This window comes from Acaryochloris sp. IP29b_bin.137 (genome assembly GCF_028285745.1).
Taxonomy (GTDB): Bacteria; Cyanobacteriota; Cyanobacteriia; order Thermosynechococcales; family Thermosynechococcaceae; genus Acaryochloris.
Window position 1 is genome coordinate 1 of record NZ_JANQOP010000286.1, and the last position, 17202, is coordinate 17202.

11 protein-coding genes and 1 pseudogene are annotated in these 17202 nt (G+C 45.6%); 4 read left to right on the forward strand and 8 right to left on the reverse strand.

All coding sequences use genetic code 11. The features are described 5' to 3' along the window. A pseudogene (locus Q0991_RS20000) lies at positions 1 to 500 on the reverse strand (hypothetical protein); the annotation flags it as partial. Positions 501 to 938: 438 nt separating this feature from the next. Here Q0991_RS20000 and Q0991_RS20005 point away from each other — a divergent pair. Next, on the forward strand, positions 939 to 4592 hold the full coding sequence (locus tag Q0991_RS20005; RefSeq protein ID WP_299491850.1) for a hypothetical protein: 3654 nt from the start codon (positions 939 to 941) through the stop codon (positions 4590 to 4592). Positions 4593 to 4853: 261 nt separating this feature from the next. Here Q0991_RS20005 and Q0991_RS20010 read toward each other — a convergent pair whose 3' ends face one another. The 3 genes from Q0991_RS20010 to Q0991_RS20020 form a co-directional block, all read right to left on the reverse strand. After that, the gene (locus Q0991_RS20010) at positions 4854 to 5555 is read right to left on the reverse strand and encodes a phytanoyl-CoA dioxygenase family protein (protein ID WP_299491852.1); all 702 of its coding nucleotides are present in this window, start codon (positions 5553 to 5555) and stop codon (positions 4854 to 4856) included. Between the two features lie 378 nt (positions 5556 to 5933). Continuing rightward, on the reverse strand, positions 5934 to 6977 hold the full coding sequence (locus tag Q0991_RS20015) for a WD40 repeat domain-containing protein (RefSeq protein WP_299491855.1): 1044 nt from the start codon (positions 6975 to 6977) through the stop codon (positions 5934 to 5936). Between the two features lie 118 nt (positions 6978 to 7095). Then, the gene (locus Q0991_RS20020) at positions 7096 to 7617 is read right to left on the reverse strand and encodes a ferric reductase-like transmembrane domain-containing protein (protein WP_299491857.1); all 522 of its coding nucleotides are present in this window, start codon (positions 7615 to 7617) and stop codon (positions 7096 to 7098) included. Positions 7618 to 8159: 542 nt separating this feature from the next. Between Q0991_RS20020 and Q0991_RS20025 the strand changes: the two genes are divergently transcribed. Beyond that, on the forward strand, positions 8160 to 8894 hold the full coding sequence (locus Q0991_RS20025) for a class I SAM-dependent methyltransferase (protein ID WP_299491859.1): 735 nt from the start codon (positions 8160 to 8162) through the stop codon (positions 8892 to 8894). 201 nt (positions 8895 to 9095) lie between these two features. Here the strand turns inward: Q0991_RS20025 and Q0991_RS20030 are convergent, their stop codons facing one another. After that, positions 9096 to 9695: a 5-formyltetrahydrofolate cyclo-ligase gene (locus tag Q0991_RS20030; protein WP_299491861.1), complete on the reverse strand. Its 600-nt coding sequence runs from the start codon at positions 9693 to 9695 to the stop codon at positions 9096 to 9098. Continuing rightward, entirely contained in the window at positions 9695 to 10405 is a 711-nt protein-coding gene (locus tag Q0991_RS20035; RefSeq protein ID WP_299491863.1) for a DUF3120 domain-containing protein, read from the reverse strand. The genes Q0991_RS20030 and Q0991_RS20035 overlap by 1 nt, the downstream gene beginning before the upstream one ends. Before the next feature lie 240 nt (positions 10406 to 10645). On the opposite strand from Q0991_RS20035, the gene dtd reads away from it, so the two are divergent. Then, positions 10646 to 11095 (forward strand): D-aminoacyl-tRNA deacylase, encoded by a 450-nt coding sequence (gene dtd / locus Q0991_RS20040; protein WP_299491865.1) that lies wholly within the window; start codon positions 10646 to 10648, stop codon positions 11093 to 11095. A gap of 625 nt (positions 11096 to 11720) precedes the next feature. Then, a complete protein-coding gene (gene glmS, locus Q0991_RS20045; protein WP_299491867.1) occupies positions 11721 to 13607 on the forward strand; it encodes a glutamine--fructose-6-phosphate transaminase (isomerizing) in 1887 nt (628 codons plus the stop codon). A gap of 9 nt (positions 13608 to 13616) precedes the next feature. Here the strand turns inward: glmS and Q0991_RS20050 are convergent, their stop codons facing one another. Further along, entirely contained in the window at positions 13617 to 15125 is a 1509-nt protein-coding gene (locus Q0991_RS20050; protein WP_299491869.1) for a phenylacetate--CoA ligase family protein, read from the reverse strand. A 48-nt stretch (positions 15126 to 15173) separates the two neighbouring features. Next, entirely contained in the window at positions 15174 to 16805 is a 1632-nt protein-coding gene (locus Q0991_RS20055; protein ID WP_299491871.1) for a CHASE domain-containing protein, read from the reverse strand. Positions 16806 to 17202 lie beyond the last annotated feature (397 nt).

The following is a 17202-nucleotide window of genomic DNA, read 5'->3' on the forward strand; positions in this document are numbered from 1 at the left end:
TTAAGGAATAAAGCACCTAATGAATGAGTAATTGTGTTCTCATTAGTGAGGGTGCTACCACCTTGGAGAATCTTATTGTTTCCACTGCTAAGGATGAAAACGCCTTGGTTCGTTATATTACCAGAAAGAACACTGCCACCACTCCAAATGGTGTTTTCCTCAACTGTCAAACCACCTGAACTAGCTAAAGTTCCTCCGAATAAATTAAGATTTTGAGTACGACTTAACCCATTCAAGGAAGTAGTACCACCATTTATTGTCAATATGCCATTAATATCAGTCGTTCCTTGAACTGTCAGAGAACCTCCCGTTATCGTCAAGTTCTCATTTGAATTCAAGCTATTGATTAATGTAGTACCACTTCTATGGGTAACTTCAATATCGCTTTCTGGAATATCGATGGTTACATCATCAGCTGTACCAGGAAGGGCATCATCAGACCAGTTAGTCGCTACATCCCAAAAACCATTTCCTACAAAATCCCAAGTGCGTGCAACCATACCTGTCCTTTACCTCATCGATCTAGTGATTTCTTCACGTATTCCAACAAACACACTGCTATTCAAAATGCATGGCAAATGCAGCGACTTCACTTTCGAAGTCACTAGCCCAGTAGATGATTGTAATTAAGACTGCTAAAAGCCTTTACAACCTTGCCACTCAGGTTCCCCACACAATCATAATCATTTGCTGAACTGGTTATCTAATCAAAAAGTCACATTAGGTAAGGATTTAATTTATAAAAAATTTAAAGTGACCTTTTCGATGAATTTACATTTTCAGAACCGTGCAAAGGCTTTTATTAACAGGCTGAAAAGGCGTCTGGACTGTAAGACATAGCCTAGTAAAATGATTGTTAGTACGAGTTTCTCGTACTAAGAGAAGTTATTCTTACGAGCTTCTGATCTTTGACAAGAAAGTTTTTAGTTCGTTAGTTTATGGAGCCATTACCCCTCGAATCGACAATTGAATACGTCAATGAACTTGTATTTCGAAATACGGGGGAGTATTTAACAGATATACAAACTTATATCCTACAAGAATCCCTCAGTAATAAGAAATATAGTCAAATGGCAGGCTATGATCTGCAATATATCAAAAACGAAGGGGCAAAACTCTGGCAGCTGCTCTCAACAGTCTTAAATGAAAGGCTATCCAAACATAACTTTCAGGCAGCCCTGGCTCGACATCAGAAAGCTTGTTCTACTGGACATCAAGATTGGGGGGATGCACCTGGCTTGCCTGCTTTCTTTGGTCGAACAGAAGCACTGCAAACCTTAGAACAGTGGATTATCAAAGATCGCTGTCGAGTTGTTGCCATCCTTGGAATGGCAGGTGTTGGCAAGACTCAGTTATCAGTAAAATTGAGCAAAGGAGAGCAAAACATTCCCCAAACCCCAACTAAGCTGGGTAAAGGAGGGATTGGTAAAACAGACCTTTCTCTCAAGTTGGCTCAGGGAATACAGCACCAATTTGACTACGTGATTTGGCGAAGACTACTTAATAATCCACCCCTCTCACAAGTTCTTAAAGACTGCTTTCTCTTCTTTTCTGACCATCAAGATATTGATATTCCTCCAACACAAGAACAGCAAATTTCTAGGCTGTTAGATTATTTTCAGAATTATCGCTGTTTATTAATCCTTGATAACTGGGAAACAACCCTTAAAGCAGTAGATCCTGCTGAATGCTATTGCGAGGGCTATGAGGGTTATGGGATCTTATTAGAACGTGTGGGTGAGGTTGCCCATCAAAGTTGTTTATTATTGACTAGCCGAGAAGTTCCAAAACATTTAGAGCGATTAGAAGGTAAAAATAAACCTGTTCGTTTTTATCATTTGGAGGGGCTCAATACGGCAGAGGGGAAGGCTATCTTTGATCAAATTGCCAATTTTCAGGGTTCAGAACAGGCCTGGAATGACTTGATTCACTACTATAACGGTAATCCCCTAGCCCTTGAGTTAGCCGCACATCATATCAATAACGTTTTTAACGCTGATATCTCGAAATTTTGGAGTTTTCAAAGACCCCTATTTTATGAAATTAAAGAGCTGCTGAATTGGCATTTTCAGCGTCTTTCGGATCTGGAGAAAGAATTGGTTTATTTTCTGGCTCTCAATCGAGAACCAGTGACTCTTGATAAATTAAAACAGGATTTAGTTTCTTCGATTGCCAAAATTTCTATCCAAGAAACTTTGAGTTCGCTGCACCACAAGCTGCCCCTGGAGTCGGTGGGTAATAGACAAGACATCACTCTACATCCAGTCCTTTTGGAATATGTGACTGATTGTTTGGTTCAGCTGGTACATCACGAGATCATCACTGGTGATATTGAATACTTGAATCGCTATTACTTACTGAAAGCACAGGCTCCAGATTACATCAAGGATAGTCAGTCCTGTTTATTTCTGCAGCCCATTGTGGATAGGTTGCATGAAGATTTGCTGGACACTGGGAAAATTGAACAACAGTTCAAAAAAATTATTGCTCAGTGGCAGAAAAAATATTCTCGTAGGCCCGGCTATCTTGCAGGCAATATTCTGAATTTTCTTTGCTATTTAAATATTGATCTCAGTGGTTACAATTTTTCCGACATGATGATTTGGCAAGCTGATCTTCAAGGCCAGAGACTGAATCAACTAAACCTAGCCCAGTCAGATCTGTCTAACACAATCTTTACCAAAGCTTTTGGGGGAATCCATGCAGTTGCTTTTAGCAGTGATAGCAATATCCTTGCTGTTGGAGATTCTCATGGCAAATTGAGGTTAATGAGAGTTGTTGATACCCAAACTATTGCTATCTCCGATCGAGCCCATAGGTGGTTCGTTACTTCCATTAGTTTCAATTCTGATAATACGAGACTTGTCAGTAGTGCAATGGATGCTGACGTGTTTTTGTGGAAGGTTACAGCGTCCAAACTGGTCTGCTTGCAAATTTTAAAAGGTCATACCGATTGGGTTTGGCACGTCACCTTTAGTCCAGATGATCAAATGATTGCTTCTGCTAGTGATGATGGCACGATTCGGCTCTGGGATGCAGCTACAGGAGAATGCCTACAAGTATTCATGGGGCATCAAGGTTGGGTAGTCAGTGTTGCGTTCCATCCCCGGTTCCCCCTCCTTGTTAGTAGTAGTACTGACGACACTGTGCGCTTTTGGGAGATTTCCTCAGGGAAGTGCTTAGAAGTTCTGGAAGCTCAGCAAAAGGGGGTTTGGCAAGTGGTTTATAGCCTTGATGGTCAATTGTTAATGACAGGAGGATGGGATGCAACTATCAAAATTTGGAATATCGAGAAAAATAATTGCATAAATGTATTGGAAGGGCATCAAAATCCAATTAAATCCCTAGTTTTGAGTTCAGGCGGCAACATACTTGTCAGTGGGGCAGGTATCACTCAGGCCCACTGTAAACCAACCATTAAGATCTGGGATGTAGCCACTGGGACGTGTATTCAGACTTGCCAGGGGCATCAAAGTGGTATTCGCTCAATGACGCTGAGTCCTGACCAAAAAACGATTGCGAGTGGCGATATTGGCCAGGTAGTGAAAATTTGGGACGTAAAAACAGGCCAATCACGAAGAACACTGAGTGGGCATACGTCTTGGATCTGGTCGCTAGATTTTAGTCCTGATGGTCAGTTGTTGGCAAGTGGAGGGCTGGATCATCAAGTCCGACTATGGAACATCCAAACAAACACCTGTGTTCAAGAATTATCAGGGCATAGTGCTTGGATTTGGACAGTGGCTTTCAACGCTGAAGGTCAATATTTGGTGACTAGTGGTGACGACCAAACGATTCGACTCTGGGGCTATAAGCCTGACCATACAGCAACTTGCAAGCAAATTTTCAATGCCTCAGGTAATTTAATTGGAGGGATGTGGGGAATGGCCTGTAGCCCTGATGGGCATTTGATTGCGACTGCAGGTCAGTCCTCAAAAATCCGGCTATGGGATGTCGCAACTGGTGAATTTATTCGCGAGATTGGAGATCATTCACCTTATTGGATTTGGTCACTTGATTTCAGCCCGAATGGCCAGCTAGTAGCGAGTGCTAGTGACGATCACACCGTCAAAATCTGGGATGTAGTGAGTGGTCGACTGCAAACAACTTTGATTGGGCATTCTCGCAAACTTCGAGTAGTTAAATTTAGGCCAGACGGTCAGTCTATTGTGACAGGGGGGGAAGATAGGATTGTTCGGATCTGGGATGTTAGTACAGGCTACTGCCTACATCAGTTTACAGGGCATCAAGGTTGGATTTGGGATATTACAGTAAGTTCAGATAACCAAGTTCTTGCTAGCGGCAGCGGTGATGGCACAATCCGGTTATGGCAGCTTAATGCAAGTACCTGTTTGCACATACTAAAAGCACAAGGTGGCGCTGTTACGGCTTTAGCGTTTCATCCCGACAATCAGATATTAGCTAGCGGTAGTATGGATGGCTCCATTAAATTATGGGATGTCCATAGTGGAGTTCATCTTTCCACATTGAATATACCGCGCCCTTACGAAGGCATGGATATTACTGGAGTTACTGGTTTAACGACATCTCAGCAATCGGTCTTGATAAATTTGGGGGCTTTTTCTTGTTAGCTCTTGCTAAACGGGCGGGATGTTGAAATTTGAGCAAAATACGACATATTTTCAGCAGACGCATGCTCTTACAGCTCACCCTCTTAGATCGGGATTGGATCGGGACTTTCCATTATTTGGGAGGTGCACATCCCTAACTTGTTATCAGTAGATAGGAATGAGATCGCACCCATCCAACCAGCACCAAAATTCACCCACCAAAACTCATGGATATTCGCTATGGACACCTTTACTGACCCATTGCGCTTAGCCTTTGGCATTCTAGAGCGTTTCATGCCAAACCAAGCCATTTGCGAGCTGATGAGGGCCACAGAGAAAATGTAAAACTCGTCGGTGATGGGGAAGCAGCATCTTACTGGAAGCGTGCAAAAGCAAAGGCCGCATGGTGAGCACGCCTCCTTTGGGCACGCAGCAGATAACCTCACCAGAGTGGTCCTTCAGCGTCGCAATCATCGGATCGGAAAGTCGCCCCTGTAGATGAGAGCCTGGCACCACTTTTAAGGGGCCATTGTTGAGAGTGCAGTCATCTAAATGGACGCGAAGGACAACCAACTGTTTCAGAATTTCGACGGGAGGCTGCACGAAGGATAGACCCTCTTTTTTAGATATTCCCAACTGAGTGGCAGCAGGATTAGGCTGAACAGCAATGCTGACGTCTTGATGTAGCGCAACTAGCCAATTCTGATCAGGAGATTTCTCAAAATAGGTGCATTGGTTGATGACGGGGGTAGGCCCCAATAGTTGAGAAATTAACGGATGAGCTTTCAGACTTTTTGCTAGTTTCCGACACCAGTCAAAGACCAATAAACGGCGGCTTCCGGGTCCTGCTGGAGTAATATCCGTTAGGTGGTCACAAATCTCATCACAAGTTGCCGCAGAATAGATTTTGGGCAGGATGGCAAATCCCTGCTGATAAAACTGTTCTTTGATATCAGTGGCCGATGCAGCGAGACGGTTGTCCAAAAGGGTATGAAATGTATTGAGTGAGAATAAATGTAAGTTGAGTACCGTGCAAAAAGAGCTAGAACGGCGTTTGAGGCAGAACAATGATTCGGTCGTGAAGTAGAGAAATTTAGGTATCAGAGTCTCTAGCTACCCAGAATTTTAAAACCATTCGAAGGGCAGGTACATTAAGACTATCACCCATGGGAACGGAGGAATGAGAGCAGGGTCCGTTGCTAGATACTGGAAGAGACGGTCGCTCCAGCGTCACTTTTGCAGATTAAAGATAATTCGAGGGATTGCCTAGTCAAAATCTTTAGCCGCAAGCCAGGCAATCCCCCAAATATGCTTTCAAGGGCAGCATATTTTCTGCCCCTCCTCCATTGAATGCAAGACCACTTAGTGGCCTTTGACGATTGCAGTAGACACAGGCCAAACTCTAACCGTCGCATCATGCCCCGAGCTAACCAACTGCTGCCCATCTGGACTAAACGCAACGGAACGGACTGATTTTGTATGGCCAACAAAATTCTTCAACGGTTGACCTGATAAAGGATGCCAAAGTTTGATGGTGCGATCATAGCTACCACTCGCCAAGCGTTTACCATCAGGGCTAAATCCTACCGACAGCACAGAAGCATCGTGGCCTCTCAAAGTATGTAAGAGTTTACCCTCGTCCAATTGCCAAACCTTAACACTCTGATCTTGGCTACCACTGGCTAATAAAGCCCCATCCGGGCTAAACGAGACTGATTGCACCGCACCCTTATGACCTTCAATCGCCAAGGTTGAAGCAAGGTTGTCTCGTTGCCACAGTCGAATAACACCATCGCCACTTCCCCCCGCTAGTAGTTGACCATCGGGGCTAAAGGTTAGGGAAAGGACCGCAGCAGGAGTCCGATACCGATGAAGTTGTCGGGCAGATGCCAAATCCCAGAGTCGCACCGTTCGATCCGCCGCACTCGCTGCCACTGTTTTGCCATCAGGACTCAGTGCGATCGCACTCACATCATCTGCCGAGTCGTTTAATGTTCTGAGATGTTTCCCTGTTCGGACATCCCACAGACGCACCCGGTTATCCCAACTGCCGCTGATCAACGTCTGACCATCCGCACTGATCGCCAAAGAAGATACGGCATCCTCATGGGCATTGAGGGTTCGGCGTATCTCGCCAGTCCGCAAATTCCATAGTTTGATTTTGCCGTCATATCCCCCTGTCGCCAGGGTTTCACCATCAGGGCTTAGTGCGATCGCATACACCCAGACCTCATGACTGTTCCAACTATTCGTCGCTTTATGGGTTGCAGCAGCAACCGCCAAAGGAGCAGGTTGATAGGTAAAAGAAGGGCCTAGATGTTCATGGGCATTGAGGCCGTACAGCGTTGCTATCGTCGATAACCCCAGGAACATCACCCAATTTCGCTTTTGCGGTGTTTTAGCCATAATTAACGGAACCTTTTCGCAATCTTAAGGAACGGAACTGTCACAAATTTGGGGAACAGTCGGTCAATCAGTGATCTTGAGGGATCATTGATCGACGTTTGCAGCAATTAGCTGTCTCTTACTTTTGCTTAGGAAATAGGTGACTTTCACGGATCACTCTAATGAGGTAAAGGAGCGTAATCGTTCCGGTTAGCACCAAGGAAGGCGGCGTTAACCAAGTCCAATGCCCCCACATTTTGTCAATAATGTGCCAAAGCAATAGAAACATTGCTAGATAAGTGAGTTTATGCAGATTTTTCCAGTTTTTCTTTAGCCTTTTAACACTCCAGTCATTTGAGGTAATGGCTAGGAGCAAAAATATCAGAAATGTAAAAATCCCTTGGCAATAGATCCAATAAGTCTGTAAATCTGAGAAATCGACGGCTCTTTTGTTGATCAGCAAATAGCCATGAATAATAGATAGCAAAAAAGCAATAAGCCCCAACAAACGCCGCTGAAGAAGCATTTTCTTAGGAATTCCAGTTGTCTTTGTTGAAGGAAAGACAACCCTGAGAATGGTGGGCAACAAAGTTGCCACATACAATAATGCAGCCCCAAAGCCAGCCCAGTTAGCCCTAGGCGGAAAGTCAAGCCAAAGCATGTAAATTACTAAAATATAGACATCAAAATCAGTTCAGAAGCCTTTCGCTGCTAACCATTGCGAAGCAGCCAGTCAATAAAAGTGAAATAAAATAAGTCAGAAATCAATAAGCGGCTGACCCATCAGGTCTCTCAACAAAGGCCATGGCGACGAAATATGGTTATCTTCCAAAGAATGTAATTAAACGCACACAACTCACTTACTTCCACTCAATCGATCCTGTATCCGACACTTTTTATCTATTAATAGATTCCCTAGAAAAACTAAAGCTTAACCTTAAACCCAACCTCTTAATACATATATCTGAAGGACATCATCAAAATACGCAGCCAAGCATACTTTAAATTTATTTTTTTGGTTAATTTAATGCTTCTTCTATCGCCTAACTCACGATTTATAAACAAATACCATTGAAATGATGGATGGATATTGATGGATAAAGTATCCCTTCCTCGAGCTCAAAATGGGCTAACCGTTTCTTGAGCAAGATACAGTAGAGGGATTGCTCTGGAAAAAAAAGCCATAAACTCGGTGGAACTGGAATGGAACATCTATTAGATCAGAAAACGTTCTGTTCAGTTTATGAACAATTTATTTGTCGGGGGACTTTTAATGAAATCCCAGAGTATTATCCCCGTTATCGCTCTCGCTATCAGGCATTGCTGCAAGCATACATTGCCTATGCATCTGGAAGAACACAACGCATCCTGGATATTGGCGGCGGGCAACTTGCATTATTATGCAAAGCCCTGTGGGATGATGATGCCCACGCTGTGGATATTGGCGGGCCACACCTAGACTATTTGGCGTCTATGGGAGTGAAAACAACGCAATGGAACTTATGTTCTGATGAGCCGATTTTTGAAGCTGAATTTGACTTTATCTTTTTCTCTGAGGTCATCGAGCATCTCCCCATTCCGGGCCACCTTGCGCTGGAGAAGCTCAGGATAGCGCTTAAACCAGGGGGGATTTTGATCTGCTCAACGCCTAATCTGTACCGCTTACGCAATGTTGTGTATATGATACTCGGCAAACAAATCTACGATTATTTCCGGATGCCGGAGGATCAGGGGTTAGGCCACGTTCTTGAATACAGTATTGATCATCTCCAATGGCAATTTGAGCGAGCAGGATTTCAGGTTAATCAACTCCAATATTGTCAAATGCACCATCTGCCAGAAAATTTAGTTTTTCGCTTAATGTATCTACTTGGGGCACCGCTCTTTTGGGTACCCAGGTTTCGGGATAACCTCCTGGCGATTGCCCAAGCTCCCTAATAAGGAACCCCCTAAAGAACAGCCTCTCTAGGGGGTAGGATAGCCTTCTGTACTAAGTCATAGATAAGGGAGTTCTGAAGAAACTCCACCTACAACATATCAATCAAATCTGGGGAAATGTTGAAGAGAACCCATTCGGATTGAAGCCTCCGCAGATGGGCTAATCGGTTTGATTCAAAAATAGATGCCAAGGATCTCAAGTTATGGAGAAAAGGCTTTAGACAAGATCCCTGTTTCTGTACAAATCGCCTGTAAGGGGAGATCCCACGGCTCAGTTGGCAGTCGGTCCAGCAGATGTTGTTCAAAGACAATACCCATCGTAGGAAGGACTGACCAGCCAGGAGTCGCCAGTAAGCGGTCATAATAGCCTCCCCCATAACCCAGACGATACCCGCTGCGATCGCACGCCACTGCAGGAACTAAGATCAAATCCACTTCACCAGCCGATAGCTCAGGGCACTCTGGGTAAGGTTCCAAAATCCCATACTTACCCTTCTTTAACATTTGAGGATCAAGGGGATTGCAGCGATGCCACATTAAATGTTTCCCCACACATCGAGGGAGCCCCCATAGATGGTCGCGCCCTTGTCTAAACAGCCAGCTCAAATCCGGTTCTTGCCGAAACGTCATATAAGCCAAAACGGTCTTTGATTGCGCCCAAAGAGGTGAATCAAGCACCTGCTGGCAGAGGGCCTGACTCAAAAGACGCCATTGCTCAACAGGCATCGATTGGCGCTGCGTTAGCAATTGACGTCTAAGGGTATTCTTTCCAAGCGATGGAGGAGAGCCAGGAGATTGCACTAAAACTGGGTTGCCACCAATAAGAACAAACTATCCACTAACAACGTTCCCAAAACCGATCCAGAAAAGGCCCACCAGCAGAGCTGGTCTTTTTGTCCCGTCCAGGTATCTGGAGGCAGCAAGGGACGAATGCTAATCACACAGAGTCCAACTACCAAAACCATCGCCCAGAACTTCCCCCAGGGCGTTTGGGTATGTTCCAATGCCTGCGGGAGGAGCGCCATGGCCTCGGTTTGATCCGTTTGAATCAAAACCCGCCAAGTCGGCATTAAATCCACCAGGAAGAAATACACATCAGTGACGGTGGAGCCAATTAGAGATCCCAAAAAGAACAGAGAGCCAATCTTGAAGCGAGAGTTGAATAATGCCCAGATAGCCACTGGTAAGCCAATGGCTTCCATCGGTACATGCCATAAGGGTTCTGCTCGAAACCAGCCCCAATAAATCGAACCAGAGAACCAAGCTAGGGCAAAACCAAACAGTAAATCACCCCAGAGTCGAGTTTTGTCTTGTCGCATCAATCCATAACTTGCCAAAAGCCACCCTCCTGTGGCCATCAGGCTCAACCAGGGCCAAGTTCTTACCAGAGGTGCTTGAATCAGCACCGGTAAAGAAACTAAAAACATCGCTGCACTGAAAAGCAGCCAGCTCTGAAACGTCCCCATGCTTTGAATGGTTTGCCTGAGGGAGCTTTGAAAAGTTTGTTTCAAGGATTGTTCTCCAGATTTTTCAAAGTTATAAAAATGCTATTAATTCAATATGATTATTTAGGCAATATTCGTTAATATTCGTTAATATTTCGAATTTATTGAACCATCCCGGAGTGGGTGTGTAATTCTGTTTAGTGTATCACGGGAAGAACGGGTGGCTATGCCTTTCACAATCTAGCTACAATTAGCTCCCCTTTAACGAATCACCACAAATTAATCTCAAATATTTTTTAAAATCTGATGCGCGTTGTTTTGCAAAGAGTTAATAAATCTCAGGTCGAAGTTGCGGGTCAAATTGTTGGCAAGATTGAAAAAGGGCTCAATTTATTAGTAGGAATTACCCCCTCAGATACCGAACAAGAAGTGGCTTGGATGGCGCGTAAATGTCTAGAGCTAAGAATTTTCCCCGATCAATTAGGCAAACTTTCCCAGTCAGTACAGGATATTCAGGGCGGATTATTGGTAATCAGCCAATTTACATTGTATGGAGATTGCCGAAAAGGGCGGCGACCTTCATTTGATAAAGCTGCGCCTGGTGCCGTAGCAGAACAGATTTATGAGAAATTTGTGGCAAAGCTAAGAGAAAGTGATTTGCAGGTGGAAACTGGGCAGTTTGGAGCCATGATGAATGTCCATATCGAAAATGATGGTCCTGTGACTTTAATTTTGGAACGCGAAGCAGAACGTTGATATTTTTATTCTCAGACTTAAGATGTTATGTTCTTGCCCTTCAAGCTAGAGAAAATCTGCGTTAGGGAACCTTCATGGTGATTATTTAGTCGAGACTGGGAATCAAAGAGAGGTTTTCGCCATAGAACCCCAATCTACGAGATTTCTAGCCCGTCCTCAGACATTTATAGAACCCATTTGAGATTTTAGTGATTTCCGTTGTAGCCTAAGAACCTTTTACAGCAACAATTCTAAGGGTTTAGGATGACGCTTAATAAAACTGCCGTTACCTCAAATCAAATAGACCAATCGTCGAAAATTATCTACGTTGAAGGGGGATTCAGGGTTCTAACGATTGTAGAGAAAGATAAAAGAGTTTTTCAACGAGCCTAAAATCTAGGCCAAAGCTAAATTGTTTCCATGCCTTTCCTTGCTGGGCTTTAGAGGATTGACGACATCATAAAAAGATCTCAAATGGGTTCTATAGAGCCAGTGAAGTTGCGTCAAAGGCTGAGTTGCGTCAAACTGCCTGTGTGGCCGTTGCTCAAGAGTTCATCCCCATTTTAAATGGCTCTCTTTTAGTTTCACTCTCCAGGCTTTTGTTTTTTTCTCAAAAATTTCTAATAAATTCTTCTGATCTGAGATTATGTGCGGTATTGTCGGTTACATCGGTCCCCAAGCGGCCAGCGGAATTTTGCTCTCAGGTCTGCAAAAGCTGGAATATCGGGGATATGATTCAGCAGGGATTGCTACTGTATTGGAGGCACAACTCCAGTGTATTCGTGCCAAGGGCAAGCTCCACCATTTAGAGGAAAAGCTAGCGAGTTGGGAAAATCCTGCGGTTCTCGGGATTGGTCACACTCGATGGGCCACCCATGGCAAGCCGGAAGAACATAATGCCCATCCCCACCGAGATGCCCGCGATCGGTTGGCAGTCGTGCAAAACGGCATTATCGAAAATTATCGGGAACTGCGTGAAGACCTGAAAGAGCGGGGCTGTACGTTCCGCTCTGAAACCGACACGGAAGTGATCCCACATTTAATCTCAGAGAAGCTGGAAGGCTTGCAGGCAAAAGGAGAGCCTTCTTTGCTGGAAGCGGTGCGACAAGCCGTGAATCATTTGGAAGGGGCGTTTGCGATCGCAGTGGTCTCCGCCGACTTCCCAAACGAGCTGATCGTGGCTCGTCAGCAAGCTCCGTTGGTTGTGGGATTTGGCGATGGCGAATATTTCTGTGCCTCTGATACCCCCGCCTTAATACACCATACCCGTACCGTTTTAACTCTGGAAAACCAAGAATTGGCTCGCCTGACCACTCAAGGGGTGGATCTTTACCACTTTGCAGGAAATCGCGTCCGCCGTCCGCCTCGCACTTTGAATTGGAACCCTGTGATGGTGGAGAAGCAGGGCTTTAAGCACTTTATGCTCAAGGAAATCTATGAACAGCCGGGAGTGGTGCGAACGTGCCTGGAAAAGTATGTGGATAGCAACTGGCAACCGGGTCAAGCTACCAGTCCTATTCGTCTCAATTTGGCATCAGAATTAACCGCGAACTTGGAAAATATCCAAATTATGGCTTGCGGGACGAGTTGGCATGCCAGCTTGGTGGGCAAGCACCTGCTAGAGCAGTTGGCAGGCATTCCCACGGTAGTTCAGTATGCCTCTGAGTTTCGGTATGCCCCTTCACCGATAACGGCCAATACCCTCACGATCGGCGTCACTCAGTCGGGGGAAACGGCTGATACCCTCGCTGCCCTGGAAACGGAGCAGCAACGCCGTGCTCAGCAACCTGCACATCTTCAAGCCCGTCTCCTCGGCATTACCAATCGTCCCGAAAGCTCGCTGGCCCGTCTGGTTCCTGCCATTATTGATACCCATGCTGGGATTGAGATTGGCGTGGCCGCTACCAAAACCTTTATGGCCCAACTGATGGCCTTTTACTTTTTGGCGATTGATTTGGCTTATCAGCGCCAAACCATTGCCCCTCAGCGCTTAGGGGAGATTATCGATGGCTTGCAGCAGCTTCCTGCTCAGCTAGAACAGGTTTTGGAGAGTCAGGAACGGTATGTGGAGACCCTGGCCCATGATTTTGTCGAAACCCAAGACTTTATCTATATCGGTCGAGGCATCAATTTCCCCATTGCCTTGGAAGGTGCGCTGAAGCTGAAGGAGATTAGCTATATCCATGCCGAGGGATATCCCGCAGGGGAGATGAAGCATGGCCCGATCGCATTGCTGGATGCCAAGGTACCCGTGGTTGCGATCGCAATGCCAGGAACGGTGTTTGAAAAGGTGCTCTCCAACGCCCAAGAAGCCCGAGCCCGAGATGCTCGCCTGATTGGGGTTACCCCCATGAATGAACAGGAAGCCAAAGAGACCTTCGATACGTTGTTGCCTGTACCCGCAGTGGATGAGATTATTTCGCCACTGCTAACGGTGGTGCCGCTGCAATTGTTGTCCTACCATATTGCGGCCCTGCGCGGACTGGATGTGGATCAGCCTCGCAATTTAGCCAAATCCGTGACCGTTGAGTAGCCCTAAGCTCTAGGACTCAGTGGGGCGAGTATAGCGATGCTTTACTCCAACTGGGAAATAGGATGGATCGCCATTAGGCCGTAAATCAACCTGCGGCATTTGGTAGGTTGCAGGAACATAGTTAGCAAATTCACTATTGAGCCTGCGAAGCTGATGTAAAACTGATTTGGCGATCGCATCTGTCTTGGCTGAGCTAGCAGCCTCACCTGGCGCAAGTTCCACATCAATCACTAAATGGGAATTCTGATCTGCATCGGTTTGTACCTGCATCACAAACTTACCCGTGACCCAATTGCAAATTCCTGGCTGTTCGAGACCCACCGTCACATTCTCTGGATAGATATTAGCCCCAAAAAACGACACGGTGAAATGGGAGCGGCCAAACACATAGACAAACGGAAGCGGCCGAATTGGGACATAGCCTTCTTGTTGTAGGGTTGCGATCGCATCAAAGCCACGGGCTTGCAAAAACGCCAACATCTGGTCGTAGGAGATAATGCCGCCGCGATCGCTAATGTGATATCGAATCAGCGGAATCCCATTGTCCCCAGAAAACAGAAGAGTGCCTGCTTCTGTGACCTCGAAATAGCGACTCATGGGGTCGTACTGGACCAGAGTGGGTAAGCGTGATTCCCCGAATAGTTCAGCCGCCATATCTGGATGATCGGCCAAGAATCGACGAATACAAATACTTAAGGGCGTTTCGTTCCCCAACACACCAGCATCTGCAGTGCCATACAAAGAAGCAGAGTCGAAGCAAGGATGGGTTGACCCGACCCGAGTTCCAACTAAATCCCGCCAGGCTTCACTAAACACTTCCCCCGCCATCACCCACTTCAGGTGGTATTGGGACCAGGGCACCCCCTCTGCCCGCCCCGTATCAATCACATCCTTGAGGAAGGGAGGATACCCCAACAGGACAACCTGCTCAAACATCGGCCCCAGTGCTTGCACCACCCGCAAAATTTCAGCTTTGTGATTGCCGGGCGTAATCACCGTCAAGGGATACCCTTTACTGGCTAAATGACGACAGCAGTTGGCGGTATACATTCCTCCCACCCAGGTGCCTAGGGCAAAGCAAACGACGGCCAGGGTCCGTTTCTGAGTTGCAGCAAAGCTATCGGCAAAAATTTGCTCAAACCGAGTTGCAATTTGGTATTCATCCGTAATAAAGCGTGGCCAAAAGGTTGGCTCGCCCGTCGAGCCAGAAGAAACGGCAATCATATCGCAGGTTTCCAGCCTGCCATCTCGACAGAACTGGGCCAGGGGAAACCGTTGGAGATAGTTCGCTTTGGTGGTTAGGGGTAGGGTGGCAAAATCCGCTAGGGTTTGAATATCCCCTGAGTCAATGCCTTGGGCCTGGAGAAAGGTTTGGTAAGCCGGAACCGTCTGGGCCACCTGGTGGAATAAGGTCAGCACCTGATCAGGGCGGTCAGCACCGGGAGAAATCAATTCCTCGAGCGGTGTATCAAGGAATTGCTGTAATGCCATTAGCGGAGGTTTCGGAAAGCTTGCCATAAAGGGAGATGCAATTGCTATCCCTATCTTGACAAAAAGTGGCTGAGACTAATGGGACTGGAACTGTAGTTCCTGAGATAAATCTCCCGACGGAGCCAAAGAGTCAGCAAAGGAGGGAATATGGATAAACGCATATTGATTGCGCCCTGCGTCCTTTGCTTGGGTAAGAGCCTGAGTTGCCTTCTCAAGCAGCTTTGTCATCGGAATATCATGGGCTGGACGAACAAAAGCCACCCCAATACTGACGGTGATATGTTCATGAATGGGAGAGTAAATATGTTTGATTTTGAGGGCGGCAACCGTCTCTAAGCATTTCTGAGCCAAAGGTTCAGCATTTTCTGTATTCGGAAGCAACAGCGCAAATGTTTCACCTTCGTAACGGGCAACCAAATCAGCAGGGCGTTTCAACAGCGACTCTAGCTGCTGGCCGATTCGTTTTAAGCAATCATCCCCAGCCACAAAACCATATCCCTCATTAAACTGCCGAAAGAAATCGAGGTTGATCAGGAACAGTGTCATGGGAGTCTGCTCCCGAATCGCTCGCTTCCATTCCGTCTTCAGGCAGTCATCAAAATGGCGGCGATTGGCGATGCTGGTTAATTCATCGGTGGTTGAAATCAGAGACAGTTTTTTATTGGCTTCTTCCAATTCCTTAGTGCGATCGCGAACAACCGTCTCAACGAGCCTAGACTGGGTCAAGACAAAAATAATATAGGCTTCAATCAAGGCCGTAAACACAATCCCGACCCAAAACACTGCCAGGGGCAAGCCGCTGCGTTTTTCATTGAAGTAAACATTTGAGGGAGTCGCCACCATTGTCCATTGCTGGCCCGCCAGAGATTTGAGATTCTGACGGTACTCATGTTTTGGCAGCGCTTTACCTAACTGTGATCGCCGCTTATAGGGAATATCGTCCGGGTTGGCAGTATCAATCAGTTGAAGGTTAATTGCATCTACTGTGCCCGGTTGAATGGCGGCTTTTACCAGATCATTAATCCGAAAAACCCCCAAGACAAAACCTTCCAATCGCTGCCTGCGACTCGTGAGTGTTGTGGGTTGATCTCGATAAACAGGGATCAGTGTAATAAATCCTTTTTGTTGGTCCTGCTCTTGGACCAGCGTCAAATGGGCGGTTGATTGGATCCTGCCTGTATCAGTCGCTCGATCAATCGCTTTTCTGCGAAGTAAGTTAGAAGCGAGATCAAATCCTAAGGCTAATTCATTACCTGAAAAGGGTTCCAAAAAAGAAATGGGGAAGTATGCTGAACGCTGCTGGGCTCGAACCATCTTTCCCTGACTGACTTGTTGCGTTATATCAAAAGCAGGAAAGTCCTTTTGTCGCTGTTGAATAAACGCTTCACGATCGGCATGTTTAATTTTGGGAGCCCATTCTAGCGCTTGAATATCTTTATGGCGAGCGAGAAGACTATGAGCAAATTGTTTGAATTCTGCAGGATTAACCTGTTCAGAACTGTCAAACAACAATTTCAGGCTATTCACCACCTCCATCTTGGCCTCCATTTTGGCCTCTAGACGATGGACTTGCTCATGGACGTCCTGCTGAAAATCACCTTGGATAGATTGCGTTTCCAAGTGATGAAATTTGAAGGCTAATAACGCTGATACTCCTATTCCCAATATTCCTGTAGGGATAGAAATTAACGCTATTTTTCTATTCAAAATATAACTCCCCTTTTTGAATAATCAATGCAATAGGAATATAACTCCATTCCAGCATTGCATTCAGTAATATTGATGCGAAAACATTATCTTTTTTAGACAATGTTTTCTAGCGTTGACTTCTTTCATCTTGCACTCGCTAAAAAGCATTCACTTTTCTATCACTATTCTGCCCAGTTTGCCGAATCAGATTGAACAGGCGACTTGATTTTAGTTTGTTGAAATTTGGGAATTTATTCCAGGAAATAATTAATATCGGCATGAATATTGCTGTTATTCGGGATTAACAAAAACGTAAATTAATCAGCAGCATCAAACAAAAACATTCAATCTCATTTGTTATACAAAAGTTATACAAACTTGCATTGGTATTTATAATTTCAAATCGAGCTACATC